The organism is Roseococcus sp. (genome assembly GCF_965227005.1).
GTDB lineage: Bacteria > Pseudomonadota > Alphaproteobacteria > Acetobacterales > Acetobacteraceae > Roseococcus.
In genome coordinates this window covers 207,284-222,713 of the sequence record NZ_CBDDFJ010000017.1, presented here as the reverse complement: position 1 = coordinate 222,713, position 15,430 = coordinate 207,284, and the positions used below count along the sequence as shown (strand labels likewise).

The following is a 15,430-nucleotide window of genomic DNA, read 5'->3' as shown; positions in this document are numbered from 1 at the left end:
TCGGCGACGAACTCGCCTGACGGTTCAGACGTGGAAGCTTTCCCCGCAGCCGCAGCGGCCCTTCTCGTTCGGATTCACGAAGGTGAAGCCCGCGCTCATGGCCTTGATTTCGTAGTCCATCATCGTGCCGATGAGGTAGAGGCTGGCCTTGCGGTCCACCAGGATGGTGATGCCCTTATCCGTCACGCGCTCGTCGGCCGGGCCGGCCGCGTCCACGAAGCTCAGGTCATAGGCCATGCCCGAGCAGCCCTTGGTCTTCACGCCGATGTGCAGGAGCTTGCCCGCTTCGGCCTTGGCATAGAGCGCGCGCAGGCGATCGGCCGCGCCGTCCGACAGGCTCATCAGCGGCGGAAGCTCGCGTTTCACGCGCGGGGCGGCGGTGGTGGTGCTCATCGCTTGCTCCTCAATACATGTTCAGGGCGAGGCGCGCGTCTTCGCTCATGCGCGACTGGTCCCAGGGCGGGTCCCAGACAATCTCGACGTCGCAATCCGTCACGCCCGGAATCTGGCGGATGGATTCGGCGGCCATGCCCGGCAGCTCTTGCGCGGAGGGGCAGGAGGGGGTGGTGAGCGTCATCTCCACCTTCACCTTGCCGTCATCGCCGAGCTCGATCGCGTAGATGAGGCCGAGCTCATAGATGTCGACCGGGATTTCCGGGTCGAAGACGGTCTTCAGGGCGGCGATGACGCCTTCCTCGGTGACGGCGGGCAGGGCCTCGCCATCCGGCGTCCAGCTGCCGTGGTTGCCATTGGCGTCTTGGGTGGCCGGTTCACTCACTGCTCGTCTCCTTGACGCCGGACAAGGCCGCGTCCAGCGCATTCCAGGCCAGGGTCACGCATTTCACCCTGCTGGGGAACTTGTGCACGACGGAGAAGATCGACAAGCGCCGAAGCCCCTCCGTGGTCTCATCGCCGAGGCCCGTCTTCGCGACCTCGCCGGCGCGCCGTCCGAGGGCGTGGGCCTCGGCCTGGGTCAGGCCGGGCACCAGCTCCGCCATCAGCGCGGCGCTGGCCTGACAGATCTCGCATCCGCGCGCGACATGCCGCGCCTGCCGGATGCGCGGACCGTCGAGGCTGACATAGATGTCGACGCGGTCGCCACACATCGGATTGTCGCCGCGCGCGGTGGCGTCGAAGGTCTCGGGCCTGCCCTTATGGGCCGGGTCGCGCGCGAGCTCCCGCAGCGTCTTCGAGTAGAGATCCGCGATGTCTGCCGAATCACTCATGCGAAAAAGCGCCGCGCCTCCGTAAGCTTCGCCGCCAGCAGGTCGATCTCCTCCGGCGTCGTGTAAAGGCCGAAAGAAGCGCGGGTCGTGCCGCCCTCGACGCCGAAGCGCGCATGCAGCGGCTCGGCGCAATGGCGCCCCGCGCGCACGGCGATGCCGTGGCGGTCCAGGAAGGTGGAGAGGTCGTGCGGATGCACGCCGTCCAGCGAGAAGGCGAAGACGCCGCCCCGATCCTGCGCGCCGCCGATGATGGTCAGGCCCTCGACGCGCGGCAGCACGGCCATCGCGTGGTCCACCAGCGCGCGCTCATGCGCCTCGATGGCGCCCATGCCGATCTGGGTGACGTAGTCGATCGCCGTATGCAGCCCGACCGCCTCGACGATCGGCGGGGTGCCGGCCTCGAAGCGGGCAGGGGCGGCGGCATAGGTGGTGCGCTCCAGCGTGACGCTCTCGATCATGTCACCGCCGCCCAGGAAGGGCGGCATGGCGTCGAGCAGCTTGCGCTTGCCGTAGAGCACGCCGATCCCCGTGGGACCGTAGAGCTTGTGGCCGGTGAAGACGTAAAAATCGGCGTCGATGGCGGTCACGTCCACATGGCGATGCACGGCGGCCTGGCTGCCGTCGAAGAGCACTTTCGCGCCGGCCTCATGCGCCATGCGCGCGATCTGCGCGGCCGGCGTCACTGTGCCGAGCACGTTGGACATATGGGTGATCGCGACCAGCCCGACCTTGCCGTCGGCGAGCTTGGCCGCGAGGTCGTCGAGGTCGATCTCGCCGCGCTCCGTCACGCGGACATAGCGCAGGCCGATGCCGATATCGGCGTCGCGCAGCATCTGCCAGGGCACCATATTGGCATGGTGCTCCATCTCGGAGGTCAGCACGAACTGGCCGGGGCGCATCATCCCGCGCCCATAGCTGTGGGCCACGAGGTTGATGGCCGCCGTGCTGCTCGAGGTGAAGACGATCTCCTCGGGCTCGGCCGCGCCCAGGAAGCGCTGCGTCGCCACGCGGGCGGCCTCATAGGCCTCGGTGGCCGCCTCGCTGAGGTGATAGGGCGCCGCGATGGACGTTCGCATAGGCGGTTTCCATCGACCGAACCATCGCATCGATCACCGCCCGCGGCTTCTGGGCCGAGGCCCCGCTGTCCAGGAAGGTCAGCGGCTTGCCGTGCACCTTCGTCGCCAGGATCGGGAAATCCCGGCGGATGCGCGCGACGTCGAAGGCGGGGGCGATGATGCTGTCCATGTTCAGGCGGCCTCGCGTTCCCACCAACCCTCGGTCGCCTCGGCCAGCGCGGCCTTGGCGATGGGGTCGGTGACGCCCTCGACGGCCTCCACCAGGAAGGCCTGCACCAGCATGGCGCGGGCCTGCTCGGCGGGGATGCCGCGGGCGCGGAGATAGAAGAGCTGCGTCTCGTCCAGCGCGCCCACGGTCGCGCCATGGCTGCACTTCACGTCGTCGGCGTAGATCTCGAGCTGCGGCTTGGCGTCGATCTCGGCCTCCTCGGAAAGGAGGAGGGCTTGGTTCATCTGGTAGCCGTCGGTGCGCTGCGCGGCCTGGCGGACCAGGATTTTTCCTTGAAACACGCCGCGCGACTTGCCAGCCAGAACCGTCTTGTAGGTCTGGCGGCTGGCGCAATCCGGGGCGGCGTGATCAAGGAAGGTCGTGGTGTCGGCATGCTGACCGTCGCCGGCGAGCTGGGCGCCGTTCATGTGGCAGGCGGCCTTGGGGCCGGCCAGCGTCGCGTGGATCTCGTTGCGGACCAACCTCGCGCCGGCATTCAGCGTGAAGTTGTCATAGGTGCCGCCGGCCTGCACGCAGGCCTGCACGGTGGAGAGCTGGAAGCCCGCGCGCCCCTCGCGCTGGATGCGCACATGGGAAAGCGTCGCACCCGCGCCCACCGCGATCTCGAAGACCGGGTTGTGCAGATAGGTCGCCCCGGCCGGACCCAGGCTGGTCTCGATCACCGTGAGCGTGGCGCCGTCACCGATACGGATCAGGTGGCGCGGATGGAAGGCGATGGGGCGGCTGGCATGGCTCGCCACGCTCAGCAGCTCTAGCACGCCGCCGTCCATGCGGGCGGGGAGATCGAGCAGCAGCCCGTCCTCGAAGAGCATGGTGTTCAGCGCCACCAGCGGCAGCTTTTCCGCAAGCTTGCCCAGCAGCTCTTCCGAGCTCTCAAGCCCGGCCGCGAGCGAGCCGCAACGGTAGCTGTCCGGCAGCACGGAGAGATTCGCGGCGAAGCGCCCGTCGATGAAGACGGCGCGATAGGGCGCGCGCATCGGCGGCAGGACGGGGGCTTCCGCCGCCAGGGTCAGCGCCTCGGAGAATCCGGCCTGCGCGACGGGCGCGAGGTCGGTGTAGCGCCAGGCCTCGATGCGGCGGTTGGGCAGGCCCGCCGCGCCGAAGAACTCGGCGGCCTCCGCGCGCAGCTTCGCGATCCAGGGCGTACGGCCGCCGGGGAGATGCTCGCGCAGCCCCTCGAAGCGCGCGAGGAAGGCCCGCGCGGTCGAAGACGGGGCATTGGAAGCCATGGTGTTTGAAGAATGGGCGTTCATGCCGCCACCTTCGCGTAGCCCTCCGCCCTCCAGCGCCAGAGCGAGCTCCGGTCCGCCGGACTTCACGATGCGTCCGTTCATGAGCACATGCACGCGGTCGGGCACGATGTAGTCCAGCAGGCGCTGGTAGTGGGTGATGACGAGGGACGAGAAATTCGGGCCGCGCATGGCGTTCACGCCATCGGCGACGATCTTCAGCGCGTCGATGTCGAGGCCGGAATCCGTCTCGTCGAGGATGGCGAGCGTCGGCTCCAGAAGCGCCATCTGCAGCACCTCGTTGCGCTTCTTCTCGCCGCCGGAGAAACCGACGTTGACGTTGCGCTTCAGCATGTCGTCCGACATCTGCAGCGTCTTCAGCTTGGTGCGCGCCAGCTTGAGGAACTGCATGGCGTCGATCTCGGCTTCGCCGCGATGCTTGCGCACCGCGTTCAGCGCCGTGCGCAGGAAGTTCGCATTGCCCACGCCCGGCAGCTCCACCGGATACTGGAAGGCGAGGAAGACGCCCGAACCCGCGCGCTCCTCCGGTTCCATCGCCAGCAGGTCGAGGCCGTTATAAGTGGCCGAGCCGCCCGTGATCTCATAGCCGTCGCGGCCGCTCAGCACATAGGAGAGCGTGGACTTGCCCGAGCCGTTCGGGCCCATGATGGCGTGAATCTCGCCGGTCGGAACCTCAAGGTCGATCCCCTTCAGGATCTGCTTGCCGTCGATTTCCGCGGTCAGGCCTTCAATCTTCAACATCGTGATTATCCCACACTTCCTTCGAGGGAGATCGCCAGAAGCTTCTGCGCTTCCACGGCGAATTCCATCGGCAATTCCTTGAGAACTTCGCGGCAGAAGCCGTTCACGATGAGGCCCACGGCCTCCTCCTGAGTGAGGCCACGGCTGCGGCAATAGAACAGCTGGTCCTCGGCGATGCGCGAGGTGGTCGCCTCGTGCTCCACCTTGGCCGTCGCGCAGCGGTTCTCGATATAGGGGACCGTATGCGCGCCGCACTGGTCGCCGATCAACAGGCTGTCGCACTGGGTGAAGTTGCGCGCGCCGGTCGCCTTGGGGCTGATCTTCACCAGCCCGCGATAGGTGTTCTGGCCCTTGCCCGCGCTGATGCCCTTGGAGACGATGGTGCTGCGGGTGTTCTTGCCCACATGCCACATCTTCGTGCCGGTATCGGCCTGCTGGTGGTTGTTCGTGATGGCGACCGAGTAGAACTCGCCCACGCTGTCGTCGCCGAGCAGCATGCAGGAGGGATACTTCCAGGTGATGGCCGAACCGGTCTCCACCTGGGTCCAGCTCACCTTGCTGCGGGCGCCGCGGCAGGCCGCACGCTTGGTCACGAAGTTGTAGATGCCGCCCTTGCCCTCGGCGTTGCCGGGGTACCAGTTCTGCACCGTGCTGTACTTGATGGTGGCGTCGTCCATCGCGACGAGCTCGACCACGGCGGCGTGCATCTGGTTCTCGTCGCGCATCGGCGCGGTGCAGCCCTCCAGGTAGGAGACGTGGCTGCCGGCCTCGGCGATGATCAGCGTGCGCTCGAACTGGCCGGTGCTCTTCGCGTTGATGCGGAAATACGTGCTCAGCTCCATCGGGCAGCGGACGCCCTTGGGGATGAAGACGAAGCTGCCATCGGTGAAGACGGCCGAGTTCAGGCAGGCGAAGTAGTTGTCGCCCTGCGGCACCACGCTGCCGAGATACTGCTTCACCAGCTCCGGGTGGTTCTGCACCGCCTCGGAGATGGAGCAGAAGATGATCCCCTCCTTGGCCAGCTTGTCCTTGAAGGTCGTGGCGACGGAGACGCTGTCGAACACCATATCGACGGCGATGCCCTGCAGCCGCTGCTGCTCCTGCACGGGGATGCCCAGCTTCTCATAGGTGCGCAGCAGCTCGGGATCGACCTCATCGAGCGACTTGGGGACGACCTTGTTGCTCGGCGCCGCGTAGTAATAGGCGTCCTGGTAATCGATCTTCGGATATTTGACGGCGGGCCCATTCGGGCTCCTCCATCTTCAGCCACATCGCATAGGCCTTGAGGCGCCATTCGAGCATCCATTCGGGCTCGTTCTTCTTCGCGCTGATGAAGCGGACGATGTCCTCGTTCAGGCCCTTGGGCGCGAACTCCATCGCGATATCGGTCTCGAATCCCCACTTGTAGCCGCCGTCATTGGCGGCCTGGACGGTCTCGAGGGTCTCTGCAACGGCAGCCATACGACGCTCCTAACTCTACTCGGCGGCTACGTGGTGGTCGGCGGGGAGGGACATGGATCCGCCAAGGCAGCCCCCTCCCGTGAGATCGGCGACGGAGATATCCGCCAGCGCTTCCCGGATCGCCCGGTTCACCGGATCCCAGCGGCCGCGGACGGGGCAGCAATGCTCGCTCTCGCAGCCCCCCGATCCGCCCTCGACGCAGGCGGTCAGCGCGATCGGGCCATCAAAGGCGACGATCACATCCGAGAGCCTGATCTTGGCGAGGGGACGGGTGAGGCGGTAGCCGCCCCGGGCGCCGCGCAGCCCCTCGACGATATTGGACTGCGCGAGGATCTTCAGCACCTTGGCGACGGTGGGCTCGGCTAGGCCGGTTCGCACGGCGAGGCCGGGGGCGCTGAGAAGGGGCGCGTCGACCTGTCCCATCCGGGACAGCACGACAACGGCATAATCCGTCAATCTCGAGAGCTTCAGCACCGCCATTCTCCTGCGATGGACTTCAAATAGGACCAAAGGCGTCCAGTTTGAAGGGGGCGCGTGGCTCAGAGCCATGCTTTTCGCCCAGGATTCGATTTAGCTCAATGCATGCTCCGCTGATTCTGAGGAGGGCTTTGGCCGCCCTGTAGCGGCTTCGCCTTTCACCTGAACCAAATTCCCGCAGCGGAGCAGGGAGACCCGGGCGGGCGCCAGCTGGAAATGTCGCGCTGATGACAGGCCTCGCCCGTTCAGCGTAATCATCGATTTTGTTGCACTGCATTCGGGGCCCGGCGCCCCCGCCGCTGAAGGACTCGCATGGCCATGCCGATGGATGGGGTGATGGATACCGGCCCTGTCATCGATTGCCATCACCATCTGTGGAACCTGTCGCTCGGCAAGCATGCCTGGCTGACCCCCAAGATCGGCCTCGCGGGACTCGGCGACCTCGCCTACCTGCGCAGCGACTATGGGCCGGCGGAGATCGCCGCCGACATCGACAAGACCGGCGTGGTGGCCACCGTTCATGTCGAAGCGCTGTGGGATGAGACGGACCCGGTCGGCGAAACCGCCTGGCTCGACACGCTCGCCCTGCCGCCCGGCGTCGCCGCGCGCTGCGTCGCCGCGGCGCCGCTCGCCGATCCGGGGGTGGAGGCGGTGCTGGCCGCTCAGGCGCGCCATCCGCGAGTCGCCGGTATCCGCCAGACCCTGCGTTGGCATCCGGATCCGGCGCTGCGTTGGGGCGGCGAGAATCTCGTCGAAAGCCCGGCCTGGCGGCGCGGCGTCGCGCTGCTGCCCCGTCATGGCTTCCTGCTGGAGGTGCTGACCAATCCCTGGCAGGCATCCGCCATCGCCGAGCTGGCCGCCGACTTCCCCGACCTGCCGATCGTGGTGAATCATTGCTGCTCGCCCATGGACCGCGACGAGGCGGGCCTCCGCCGCTGGCACGAAGGGCTGGCCGCGCTCGGTCGGCGCCCGAACATCCACCTGAAGCTGTCGAACCTCGCGCGATACGCTCCCGCCCTCACGCCGGAGGCCGCGCGCGCGGTGCTGCGGCCCTGCCTGGACGCCTTCGGGGCCGAGCGCTGTCTCTGGGGTTCCGACTACCCGGTCGCCCGGCGCGAGCTCGGCTACGCCGCCACGCTCGACCTGTTCCGCCGCGCCATCGCGCCGCTGCCGGCGGCCGACCAGCGCGCCCTGCTGCATGACAACGCCGCCCGCCTCTATCGCATCGAGGCCGGCTGACCCTCATCCCGCTGCAAAAGGACTTCAGTATGATCCGTCGACGTGCCCTGCTCGGCACCCTCTCCGCCGCCTCGCTGGCCGCCCCCCACATCGCTTTCGGCCAGGACCGCAGGACGCTGCGCTTCGTGCCCTTTGCCGATCTGGCGGTCCTGGATCCCATCTGGACCACGGCCTACGTCACGCGCAACCACGCGCTGCTGGTGTTCGACACGCTCTACGGCCACGACGAGGCCTATGTGGCCCAGCCCCAGATGGTCGAGAGCCATGATGTGGCCGCGGACGGGCTGCGCTGGACGCTGAAGCTGCGCACCGGGCTGAAGTTCCACGACGGCTCGCCCGTGCTGGCGAAGGACTGCGTGGCCAGCATCCGGCGCTGGGGCGTGCGCGACGGCTTCGGCCAGCGCCTGCTGGCTGCCACCGCCGAGCTGAGCGCGCCCGACGACCGTACCATTCTCTTCCGGCTGAGCCGTCCTTTCCCCCCAGCTCCCGGCGGCGCTGGGCAAGGGAACCAACAATATCTGCGTCATCATGCCCGAGCGCTTGGCGGCCACCGACCCCTTCCGCCAGATCACCGAGATGGTCGGCAGCGGCCCCTATCGCTATGCGGCGGCCGAGCGCGTGCCGGGCGCGACGAACGTCTATACCCGCTTCGAGGACTACGTGCCCCGCGAGGGCCGGGCGAGCTTCCTCGCCGGCCCGAAGATCGCGAAGCTCGACCGCGTCGAGTGGACCACCATGCCCGATCCGAGCAGCGCTTCCGGCGCGCTGCGGTCCGGAAGCATCGACTGGTGGGAACTGCCGCCGCCCGATCTGATGCCGATGCTCCGCCGCACCCGCAACGTGAAGGTCGAGGTGCAGGATCCGAACGGCTATATCGGCGTGCTGCGCATGAACCATCTGCAGGCGCCCTTCAACGATGCGCGGGTGCGCCGCGCCGTGCTGTCGGTCGTCAATCAGGCCGATTTCATGCTGGCCGCCGCGGGTGAAGACCGCAGCGCCTGGCGCGAGGGCGTGGGCTTCTTCTGCCCCGACACCCCCATGGCCAATGCGGCGGGAATGGAGGCGCTGACCGGTCCTCGCGACATCGAGAAGGCGAAGGCCGAGATCGCGGCCGCGGGCCACGCCGGCGCGCCCGTCACCGTGCTGGCGGCGACCGACCTGGCCATCCTCGATGCGGCCGGCCAGGTCACGCGCGACCTGCTGACGCGGCTCGGCTTCCGCGTGGAATACGTCGCGACGGATTTCGGCACGCTGATCCAGCGCCGCACCAGCAAGGAGCCCGTCGCGCGCGGAGGGTGGAGCGCGCTCAGCTTCTTCACCGGCGGCCTCGACCAGGCGAGCCCCGTCACCAACACCACGCTGTGGAGCAACGGCGCCAATGCCGCGCCCGGCTGGCCGGACAGCCCGCGCATCGAGGAGCTTCGCGGCGCCTGGATCGACGCGCCCGACCTCGCGGCGCAGCGGCGCGTGGCGGAGGAGCTGCAGCTCCAGGCCTTCCAGGACGTGCCCTATTGCCCGCTCGGGCAGTACCTCTTCGCCACGAGCTACCGCACCAGCCTGAGCGGCGTGGGCAAGGGCTTCCCGGTGTTCTGGGGGCTGGAGAAGGGCTGAACCCAGCCCGGGGGAGCCTCGCAAGCCGTCCAGCGACCTTCGGCTGAGGATCGCTGGACGGATCCCTCGCAGGCGTCGAACATGGCGCGCAAGCCGGCCCAAGCCGGCAGCGAAGGAGGACCCGAGAATGACCCCGACCGCGAAACTCCGCGCCCTGCTGGCCGAGCCGCGCATGATCCGCGCGCCCGGCGTCTATGACGGCATCACCGCCATGCTCTCCGAGCAGGCGGGTTTCCCCGCCCTCTACATGACCGGCGCCGGCACCTCCGCCGCGCGCGGCTTTCCCGATTTCGGTCTCCTCACCCTCTCCGAGATGGTCGGCAATGGGGAGGTCATCGCCCGATCGGTGAAGGTCCCCGTCATCGCCGACGCGGATACCGGCTACGGCAACGAGCTCAACGTCACCCGCACCGTGCGCGAATACGAGCGCGCGGGCCTCGCGGGCATGCATCTCGAGGACCAGGTCTTCCCAAAGAAATGCGGCCATCTCGACGACAAGGAGGTGATCCCGCGCGAGGAATACATCGCCAAGGTCCGCGCCGCCGTCGCCGCCCGGCGCGATCCCGACTTCCTCATCATCGCCCGCACCGATGCCGGCGCCGTGATGGGCTGGGACGAGGCCATCGCCCGCGCCAACCTGGCATTGGAAGCGGGGGCCGACATGGCCTTCGTGGAGGCCGCGCGCACGCTGGAGCAGGTGGCCGCCATCCCCAAGCTCGTGAACGGCCCCTGCCTGCTGAACATGGTCCGCGCCGGCAAGACGCCCGATCTCGCGCTCGGCGAGGCAGAGGCCATGGGCTATCGCCTCACCATCATGCCGGGGCTGCTGCTCAGCACGATCATGATGGCCTGCGACGAGGTGCTGCGGCAGGTGCGCGAGACGGACGCGCCGCCCTCCTCGGTTGGCGTGCCCTCGGTGCGCGCGCGCTTCCAGCGCTGGGGCGCCGACGAATGGGACGCGCTGCGCACGCGCTTCCGCGACCCGGTGACGAAGGCGGCCGAGTAGAAAGGATCAGCCCCGCAGCCGCGCGCCCGCGGCGGAAATGATGGCGCCGTAGCTCGCGGTCTCGCGGGCCAGATAGGCGGCGGCGGCCGAGGGCGGGGAGGGCGCGGCGGGATCCAGCCCGGACTGGATCAGCCGCTCCTTCGTCGGTGCGTCGGCGAGCGTCGTGGCCATGGCGGCGGACCAGGCGGCCTGGACCTCGGGCGACATGCCGGGCGGGCCGAGCAGCATGTACCAGGTGATCAGGTCGAAATCCGGGAATCCCGACTGCGCCATGGTGGGCACGGCGGGGAAGGCGGCCGCCCGCTCAGGCCCGCTCACCGCGAGGGCGCGCAGGGTGTTGCCGCGGATATGGCCGGCCGCGCTGCTCAACACCGAGAAACCGAAGCCGCATTCATTCTTCATCACGGCCTCCAGCATCTGGCCGCCGCCGCGATAGGGCACATGGGTCACGGCCGGATCGCCGCCGGCGCGCTGAAGGAAGAGCTCGGCCGCGAGCTGCGGCGTGGAGCCGATGCCCGAGGAGGCATAGGAGGCGCGCCCCTGCTGCGCGCGGATCCAGGCGACGAGCCCCGCCACGTCCCGCGCGGGGTGATCGGCCGCGACCACGAGGACCATCGGCGTCGTGCCCCAGATGGTGAGGGGCGTGAAATCCTCGGTGGGGCGATAGGTGACGGTGTCGGGCTGCACCATCGGCGCGATGACCAGCGAGGAGGGGTCGGCGATGATGACCGTGTGCCCATCGGGCGCCTGGCGGCGGACCCAGGCCAAAGCCAGCGCGCCGCCCGCGCCGGGCCGGTTCTCGACCACGACCGTCTGGCCCAGCGCCTGCGAGAGGCGGGGGGCGGCGATGCGCGCGGCGATGTCGGAGGAGCCGCCGGCCGCGAAGCCGTTCACCAAGGTGACGACACGGTCGGGGAAGGCGGCCCTCGCCGTGCCCGGCCGCAGCAGGGCCGGCGCGGCGAGCGCGCCCAGGAGGGTTCGGCGGGTCGGTCTCAACATATCGGCGTCGTCCTTGGATGGATCGCGTTCACCGGCATTCCTCGCCGGTCACGATGCCATCCAACGCGCCGGGCCGCTAGCGCTTGCGGACGAACTCCGTGCGCAGGACGAGGCCCTTGATGCCATCGAACTTGCAGTCGATTTCCTCGGGGTTCCCGGTGAGGCGGATCGAGCGGATGACCGTGCCCTGCTTGAGGGTCTGGCCCGCGCCCTTCACCTTGAGGTCCTTGATGAGGGCGACGGAATCGCCATCGGCAAGGATGTTGCCGGAGGCGTCGCGGACCTCGACCTGGCTGGCCGCCGCGGCTGCGGCGGCGGCTTCGCTGGCCGGGCGCCATTCGCCCGTGGCTTCGTCATAGACGTACTCATCGTTATTCTCAGACATATCGACCTCAATGGCGCGAGGCGGTGCCGCCCCTCGCGCTTGGTTCAGATGATCGAGGGGCAGTGCCCCTCGTCCCTCAAATCCCCATTTCCGGGAGCGCCTTCAGCACCACTCCCGCCTCCAGCAAGGCCTTGCGCACGGCCGTGCCGACCACTTCGGCCGTCGGCTCGTCCGCATGCAGGCACATCGAATGCACCTCCACCGGGATGCGCTTGCCGCCGCGCGTGAGGATCACCTTGTCCACCACCATCGCCACCGCCTGCCGCGCCGCGACCTCGGGGTCCTTGTGAACGGCATCGGCGTTGAAGCGCGAGGTGATGTTGCCGTCGTCGTCATACATGCGGTCGATATAGCCTTCGACCGCGAAGCGCAGCCCATGGGCATGGGCCGCCTTCTCGATATGCGAATGCGCGAGGCCGACATAGATCAGGTCGCGGTCCACGCCCTTCACGCCGCGCGCCATCGCATCGGCGACATCGGGATCGACGATGCCCACATTGTGCAGCGCGCCGTGCGGCTTCACATGCGTCACCTTGGCGCCATGCATGGCCGCGATGCCCATGAGCGCGCCGATCTGATAGGCGACCATGTATTCGATGTCGCGCGGGTTCATCTTCATCGCGCGGCGGCCGAAGCCCCAGATGTCGTTGTAGCCGGGATGCGCGCCGATCGAGACGCCGTTCTTCAGCGCCAGCGCCACGGTCTCGTGCATCACGGTCGGGTCGCCCGCGCTCATGCCGCAGGCGATATTGGCCGAGTTGATCAGCGGCATCACCGCCGGATCATTGCCCTTGTGCCAGGCGCCGAAGCTCTCGCCGATATCGGCGTTGATGTTCACTGAAGGCAAGGCGGGTCTCCTGGTCAGGCAGCCTGGCGGGTCAGGGCTGCGGCGATCTGATCGGCCGGATAGGCGCCGCTGAACAGCACGCGGCCATCGACGGCGAAGCTGGGCACGCCGGAAATCCCGATCTTGCGGAAATAGGCATCCTGGGCGCGGACCTCCTCGGCGAGTTCGTCGCTGGCCAGGAAGGCGGCGGCATCGAGGCCGAGCGTGGCGGCGATCTCTGCCAGGGTGTCGAGGTCGCCGACATCCTTGCCCTCGTGGAAATAGGCGCGGAAGAGCGCCTCGGCCATCTCGTGCTGGCCCGGTCCGGTCGATTGGCCGCCGGACCATTGCAGCAGGCGATGCGCGTTGATGGTGTTGGGCGTGCGCAGCATGAGGTCGTGGCGGAATTCCAGCCCGGCCTTGCGGCCCACCTCGGCGACATTGGCATCCAGCTCCGCGCCTCGCGTCTCGCTGCCGAATTTCCGGGCGCGATAGGCGGCGCGTTCCACGCCCTCGGGCGGCATGTCGGGGTTGAGCTGGAAGGGGCGCCAATGAACGCTGAACTCGGCGGCGGCCGGGCCGATGAGCTTCAGGGCGGCGTCCAGATTGGCCTTGCCGATCCAGCACCAGGGGCAGATGGCGTCGGAGATGACGTCGATGCGGCGTGTGGGTTCCATGGTCCGCTCCTTGTCCGTTGTGCCAGTCTGCGCCAATCGGCGAATCAAGGGTAGCGGGGGCGGGCGATGCGGACTCAGGTCGGGATCGTGGGGGCGGGGCCGGCGGGGCTGCTCCTGGCGCAGCTGCTGCACCGCGCCGGGATCGACAGCGTCGTGCTGGAAGCCCGCTCGCGCTCGCATATCGAGGGCCGCATCCGCGCCGGGCTGCTGGAACAGGGCAGCGTGGATACGCTGGTCGAGGCGGGCGTCGGCGCGCGGCTGATGCGCGAGGGCCTGGCGCATGACGGGCTGGACCTGCGCTTCGACGGCCGCTCCCACCGCATCGACCTGCATGCCCTGACCGGCAGGCGCGTCACCATCTACGGCCAGCAGGAAGCGGTGAAGGACATGGTCGCCGCCCGGCTGGAGACCGGCCGGCCGCTGCATTTCGAGGTGGAGGACGTGGCGCTGCACGACATCGCCACCGACCATCCGCAGATCACCTGGAGCCAGGACGGCGTCACGCGGGAAGTGCATTGCGACGTGATCGCCGGCTGCGATGGCTTCCACGGCCCCTCGCGCGCGGCCATGCCGCCCGATATCCTGCGCGTCTACGAACGCGTCTATCCCTTCGCCTGGCTCGGCATCCTGGCCGAGGCCCCGCCCGTCAGCCCCGAGCTGATCTATGCCCGCCACGCCGATGGCTTCGCCCTGGCGACGATGCGCAGCAGCCAGCTCTCGCGGCTCTACCTGCAATGCGCGTCGGACGAGGATCCCGCCCTCTGGCCGGATGCGCGCCTCTGGGAGGCGCTGCGGACCCGGCTGGGGGCCGTCAATGAAGGAAACATCCTCCAGAAGGGCGTCACCGCCATGCGCAGCTTCGTGGCCGAGCCGATGCGCCACGGCCGCCTTTTCCTGGCCGGCGATGCGGCGCATATCGTGCCGCCGACGGGGGCCAAGGGCATGAACCTGGCCGTCGCCGATGTGCGCGTCCTGGCCGCCGCGCTCACCGGCTTCTTCCATCGCGGCGAGACGGCCCTTATGGACCGCTACAGCGAGATCTGCCTCAAGCGGATCTGGAAGGTGCAACGCTTTTCGTGGTGGATGACCGCCCTGCTGCACCGCTTCAGCGACGCCGACCCCTTCGAGCATCGGGTGCAGGTCGCGGAGCTCGACTATCTGGTTCACTCCGAGGCCGCGCGCACGGCGCTGGCCGAGCAATATGTGGGACTGCCCTATGACATCTGACCGCCTGAAACTCGGCATCATCGGCCTCGGCATCATGGGCGAGCGGCTCATGCGCGCGGCCCTGGCGCATGCGGGCACCAAGATCGTGGCCGTGTGGGATCCCTCGCCGGCGGCGGTCGTAAGGCTGGCGGGGATCACAGGCGAGATCACGATGACGGGCTCGGCGGAGCAGGTCATCGCCGCGGCCGATGCCGTCTATGTCGCCTCGCCGCCCGACTCGCATGTCGCGCTGGGCCAGAGGGTGCTGACCGCCGGCAAGGCGCTGTTCCTGGAGAAGCCGCTCGCCTCGGACCTCCCTTCCGCGCGGGCCTTCGTGGCCGCCGCCCAGGGCCAGCGCGCCGCGGTGAACTTCCCCATGGCCTCCTCGCCGACCATCGCCCAGCTGCGCCGCTGGCGCCCCGAGATCGGCCGGATCGAGCGCATCGAGATCCAGGCCGATTTCGCCGGCTGGCCGCGCGGCTGGCAGAAGGACGCGGCCGCCTGGCTGTCCAAGCGGGCCGATGGCGGCTTCACGCGCGAGGTCGTCTCGCATTTCCTCTTCCTCACCCAGCGCTGGGCCGGCCCGCTGCGCCTGGCCGAGGCGAGCGTGACCTATCCCGAGGGAGATGGCTCGGAGACCGCCATCTCCGCCCGCCTCTGGGCCGGCGACGTGCCGGTGACGCTGCGCGGCGGCGTCGGCACCACAAAGGCCGATGAGCACAACCTGACCACCATCATCGGCAGCAAGGGGCAGCTACGCCTGCGCGACTGGTCCTATGGTGAGAAGCTGGATGCGGACGGCCAGTGGCGCACGGCCCCCGACGCCATGCCCAATGTCCAGATGCGGCCGCTGACGCTGTCGGGCCAGCTCGACAAGCTGGCGGCGCTTACGCGTGGCGAGGAGACGGAGCTGGCCAGCCTCGCGGAGGCGCTCTCCATCATGGAGGCGGTGGAGGGCATCCTGGCTTCGTAGAGCGATCATGGATGCGGTCGCCCAGCGGCCGCCGCCGCCCAGGCGACC

Annotated in this window: 13 protein-coding genes and 4 pseudogenes; 5 read left to right on the top strand and 12 right to left on the bottom strand. The window is 68.7% G+C overall.

Going from position 1 to position 15,430, the window contains the following annotated elements; translation table 11 throughout:
- Nucleotides 1–24: 24 nt before the first annotated feature.
- From ACO057_RS07560 to ACO057_RS07525, 8 genes and pseudogenes are all read right to left on the bottom strand, one after another.
- A complete protein-coding gene (locus ACO057_RS07560; RefSeq protein WP_421990222.1) occupies nt 25–393 on the bottom strand; it encodes a HesB/IscA family protein in 369 nt (122 codons plus the stop codon).
- Between the two features lie 10 nt (nt 394–403).
- On the bottom strand, nt 404–820 hold the full coding sequence (locus ACO057_RS07555; protein ID WP_421990220.1) for an SUF system Fe-S cluster assembly protein: 417 nt from the start codon (nt 818–820) through the stop codon (nt 404–406).
- Nucleotides 771–1,226, bottom strand: coding sequence for a Fe-S cluster assembly sulfur transfer protein SufU (gene sufU / locus ACO057_RS07550; protein WP_421990218.1), 456 nt, complete (start codon nt 1,224–1,226; stop codon nt 771–773). The genes ACO057_RS07555 and sufU overlap by 50 nt, the downstream gene beginning before the upstream one ends.
- Nucleotides 1,223–2,471 (bottom strand): annotated as a pseudogene (locus ACO057_RS07545) (aminotransferase class V-fold PLP-dependent enzyme). Before ACO057_RS07545 ends, sufU begins: the two are co-directional and overlap by 4 nt.
- Before the next feature lie 2 nt (nt 2,472–2,473).
- Nucleotides 2,474–3,823, bottom strand: coding sequence for a Fe-S cluster assembly protein SufD (gene sufD, locus ACO057_RS07540; protein ID WP_421990610.1), 1,350 nt, complete (start codon nt 3,821–3,823; stop codon nt 2,474–2,476).
- Nucleotides 3,803–4,522 (bottom strand): annotated as a pseudogene (gene sufC / locus ACO057_RS07535) (Fe-S cluster assembly ATPase SufC); the annotation flags it as partial. The pseudogene sufC and the gene sufD, both read right to left, overlap by 21 nt.
- A gap of 5 nt (nt 4,523–4,527) precedes the next feature.
- Nucleotides 4,528–5,983: pseudogene (sufB, locus tag ACO057_RS07530) on the bottom strand (Fe-S cluster assembly protein SufB).
- Between the two features lie 15 nt (nt 5,984–5,998).
- Nucleotides 5,999–6,463: an SUF system Fe-S cluster assembly regulator gene (locus ACO057_RS07525; protein WP_421990216.1), complete on the bottom strand. Its 465-nt coding sequence runs from the start codon at nt 6,461–6,463 to the stop codon at nt 5,999–6,001.
- A 309-nt stretch (nt 6,464–6,772) separates the two neighbouring features.
- Between ACO057_RS07525 and ACO057_RS07520 the strand changes: the two genes are divergently transcribed.
- The 3 genes and pseudogenes from ACO057_RS07520 (at nt 6,773) to ACO057_RS07510 (ending at nt 10,316) form a co-directional block, all read left to right on the top strand.
- Nucleotides 6,773–7,699, top strand: coding sequence for an amidohydrolase family protein (locus ACO057_RS07520; protein ID WP_421990214.1), 927 nt, complete (start codon nt 6,773–6,775; stop codon nt 7,697–7,699).
- 29 nt (nt 7,700–7,728) lie between these two features.
- Nucleotides 7,729–9,310, top strand: a pseudogene (locus tag ACO057_RS07515) (ABC transporter substrate-binding protein).
- A 127-nt stretch (nt 9,311–9,437) separates the two neighbouring features.
- Nucleotides 9,438–10,316 carry an isocitrate lyase/PEP mutase family protein gene (locus ACO057_RS07510; protein WP_421990212.1) on the top strand — a complete coding sequence of 293 codons (879 nt, stop codon included), beginning with the start codon at nt 9,438–9,440 and terminating at the stop codon, nt 10,314–10,316.
- Between the two features lie 6 nt (nt 10,317–10,322).
- Here ACO057_RS07510 and ACO057_RS07505 read toward each other — a convergent pair whose 3' ends face one another.
- The 4 genes from ACO057_RS07505 to ACO057_RS07490 form a co-directional block, all read right to left on the bottom strand.
- Complete coding sequence (locus ACO057_RS07505; protein ID WP_421990210.1) at nt 10,323–11,315, bottom strand: Bug family tripartite tricarboxylate transporter substrate binding protein; 993 nt, start codon at nt 11,313–11,315, stop codon at nt 10,323–10,325.
- A 76-nt stretch (nt 11,316–11,391) separates the two neighbouring features.
- Nucleotides 11,392–11,700 (bottom strand): alkylphosphonate utilization protein, encoded by a 309-nt coding sequence (locus ACO057_RS07500; RefSeq protein ID WP_421990208.1) that lies wholly within the window; start codon nt 11,698–11,700, stop codon nt 11,392–11,394.
- 76 nt (nt 11,701–11,776) lie between these two features.
- Nucleotides 11,777–12,538, bottom strand: coding sequence for a LamB/YcsF family protein (locus tag ACO057_RS07495; protein ID WP_421990608.1), 762 nt, complete (start codon nt 12,536–12,538; stop codon nt 11,777–11,779).
- Nucleotides 12,539–12,561: 23 nt separating this feature from the next.
- Nucleotides 12,562–13,203: a DsbA family oxidoreductase gene (locus ACO057_RS07490; RefSeq protein ID WP_421990206.1), complete on the bottom strand. Its 642-nt coding sequence runs from the start codon at nt 13,201–13,203 to the stop codon at nt 12,562–12,564.
- 66 nt (nt 13,204–13,269) lie between these two features.
- Here ACO057_RS07490 and pobA point away from each other — a divergent pair, with 66 nt between their 5' ends.
- Both pobA and ACO057_RS07480 read left to right on the top strand, forming a co-directional pair.
- Nucleotides 13,270–14,430, top strand: a complete 1,161-nt coding sequence (gene pobA, locus ACO057_RS07485) for a 4-hydroxybenzoate 3-monooxygenase (RefSeq protein ID WP_421990204.1) — start codon at nt 13,270–13,272, stop codon at nt 14,428–14,430.
- Nucleotides 14,420–15,382 (top strand): Gfo/Idh/MocA family protein, encoded by a 963-nt coding sequence (locus ACO057_RS07480; protein WP_421990202.1) that lies wholly within the window; start codon nt 14,420–14,422, stop codon nt 15,380–15,382. The genes pobA and ACO057_RS07480 overlap by 11 nt, the downstream gene beginning before the upstream one ends.
- Nucleotides 15,383–15,430 lie beyond the last annotated feature (48 nt).

Bases quoted from the DNA above. Each gene is read 5' to 3' on its own strand.
- ACO057_RS07500 (WP_421990208.1), bottom strand. From the start codon at position 11,700: ATGTCTGAGAATAACGATGAGTACGTCTATGACGAAGCCACGGGCGAA.
- sufU (WP_421990218.1), bottom strand. From the start codon at position 1,226: ATGAGTGATTCGGCAGACATCGCGGATCTCTACTCGAAGACGCTGCGG.
- ACO057_RS07560 (WP_421990222.1), bottom strand. From the start codon at position 393: ATGAGCACCACCACCGCCGCCCCGCGCGTGAAACGCGAGCTTCCGCCG.
- pobA (WP_421990204.1), top strand. From the start codon at position 13,270: ATGCGGACTCAGGTCGGGATCGTGGGGGCGGGGCCGGCGGGGCTGCTC.
- ACO057_RS07510 (WP_421990212.1), top strand. From the start codon at position 9,438: ATGACCCCGACCGCGAAACTCCGCGCCCTGCTGGCCGAGCCGCGCATG.
- ACO057_RS07525 (WP_421990216.1), bottom strand. From the start codon at position 6,463: ATGGCGGTGCTGAAGCTCTCGAGATTGACGGATTATGCCGTTGTCGTG.
- ACO057_RS07480 (WP_421990202.1), top strand. From the start codon at position 14,420: ATGACATCTGACCGCCTGAAACTCGGCATCATCGGCCTCGGCATCATG.
- ACO057_RS07555 (WP_421990220.1), bottom strand. From the start codon at position 820: ATGCGCTGGACGCGGCCTTGTCCGGCGTCAAGGAGACGAGCAGTGAGT.
- ACO057_RS07520 (WP_421990214.1), top strand. From the start codon at position 6,773: ATGGCCATGCCGATGGATGGGGTGATGGATACCGGCCCTGTCATCGAT.
- ACO057_RS07505 (WP_421990210.1), bottom strand. From the start codon at position 11,315: ATGTTGAGACCGACCCGCCGAACCCTCCTGGGCGCGCTCGCCGCGCCG.
- ACO057_RS07490 (WP_421990206.1), bottom strand. From the start codon at position 13,203: ATGGAACCCACACGCCGCATCGACGTCATCTCCGACGCCATCTGCCCC.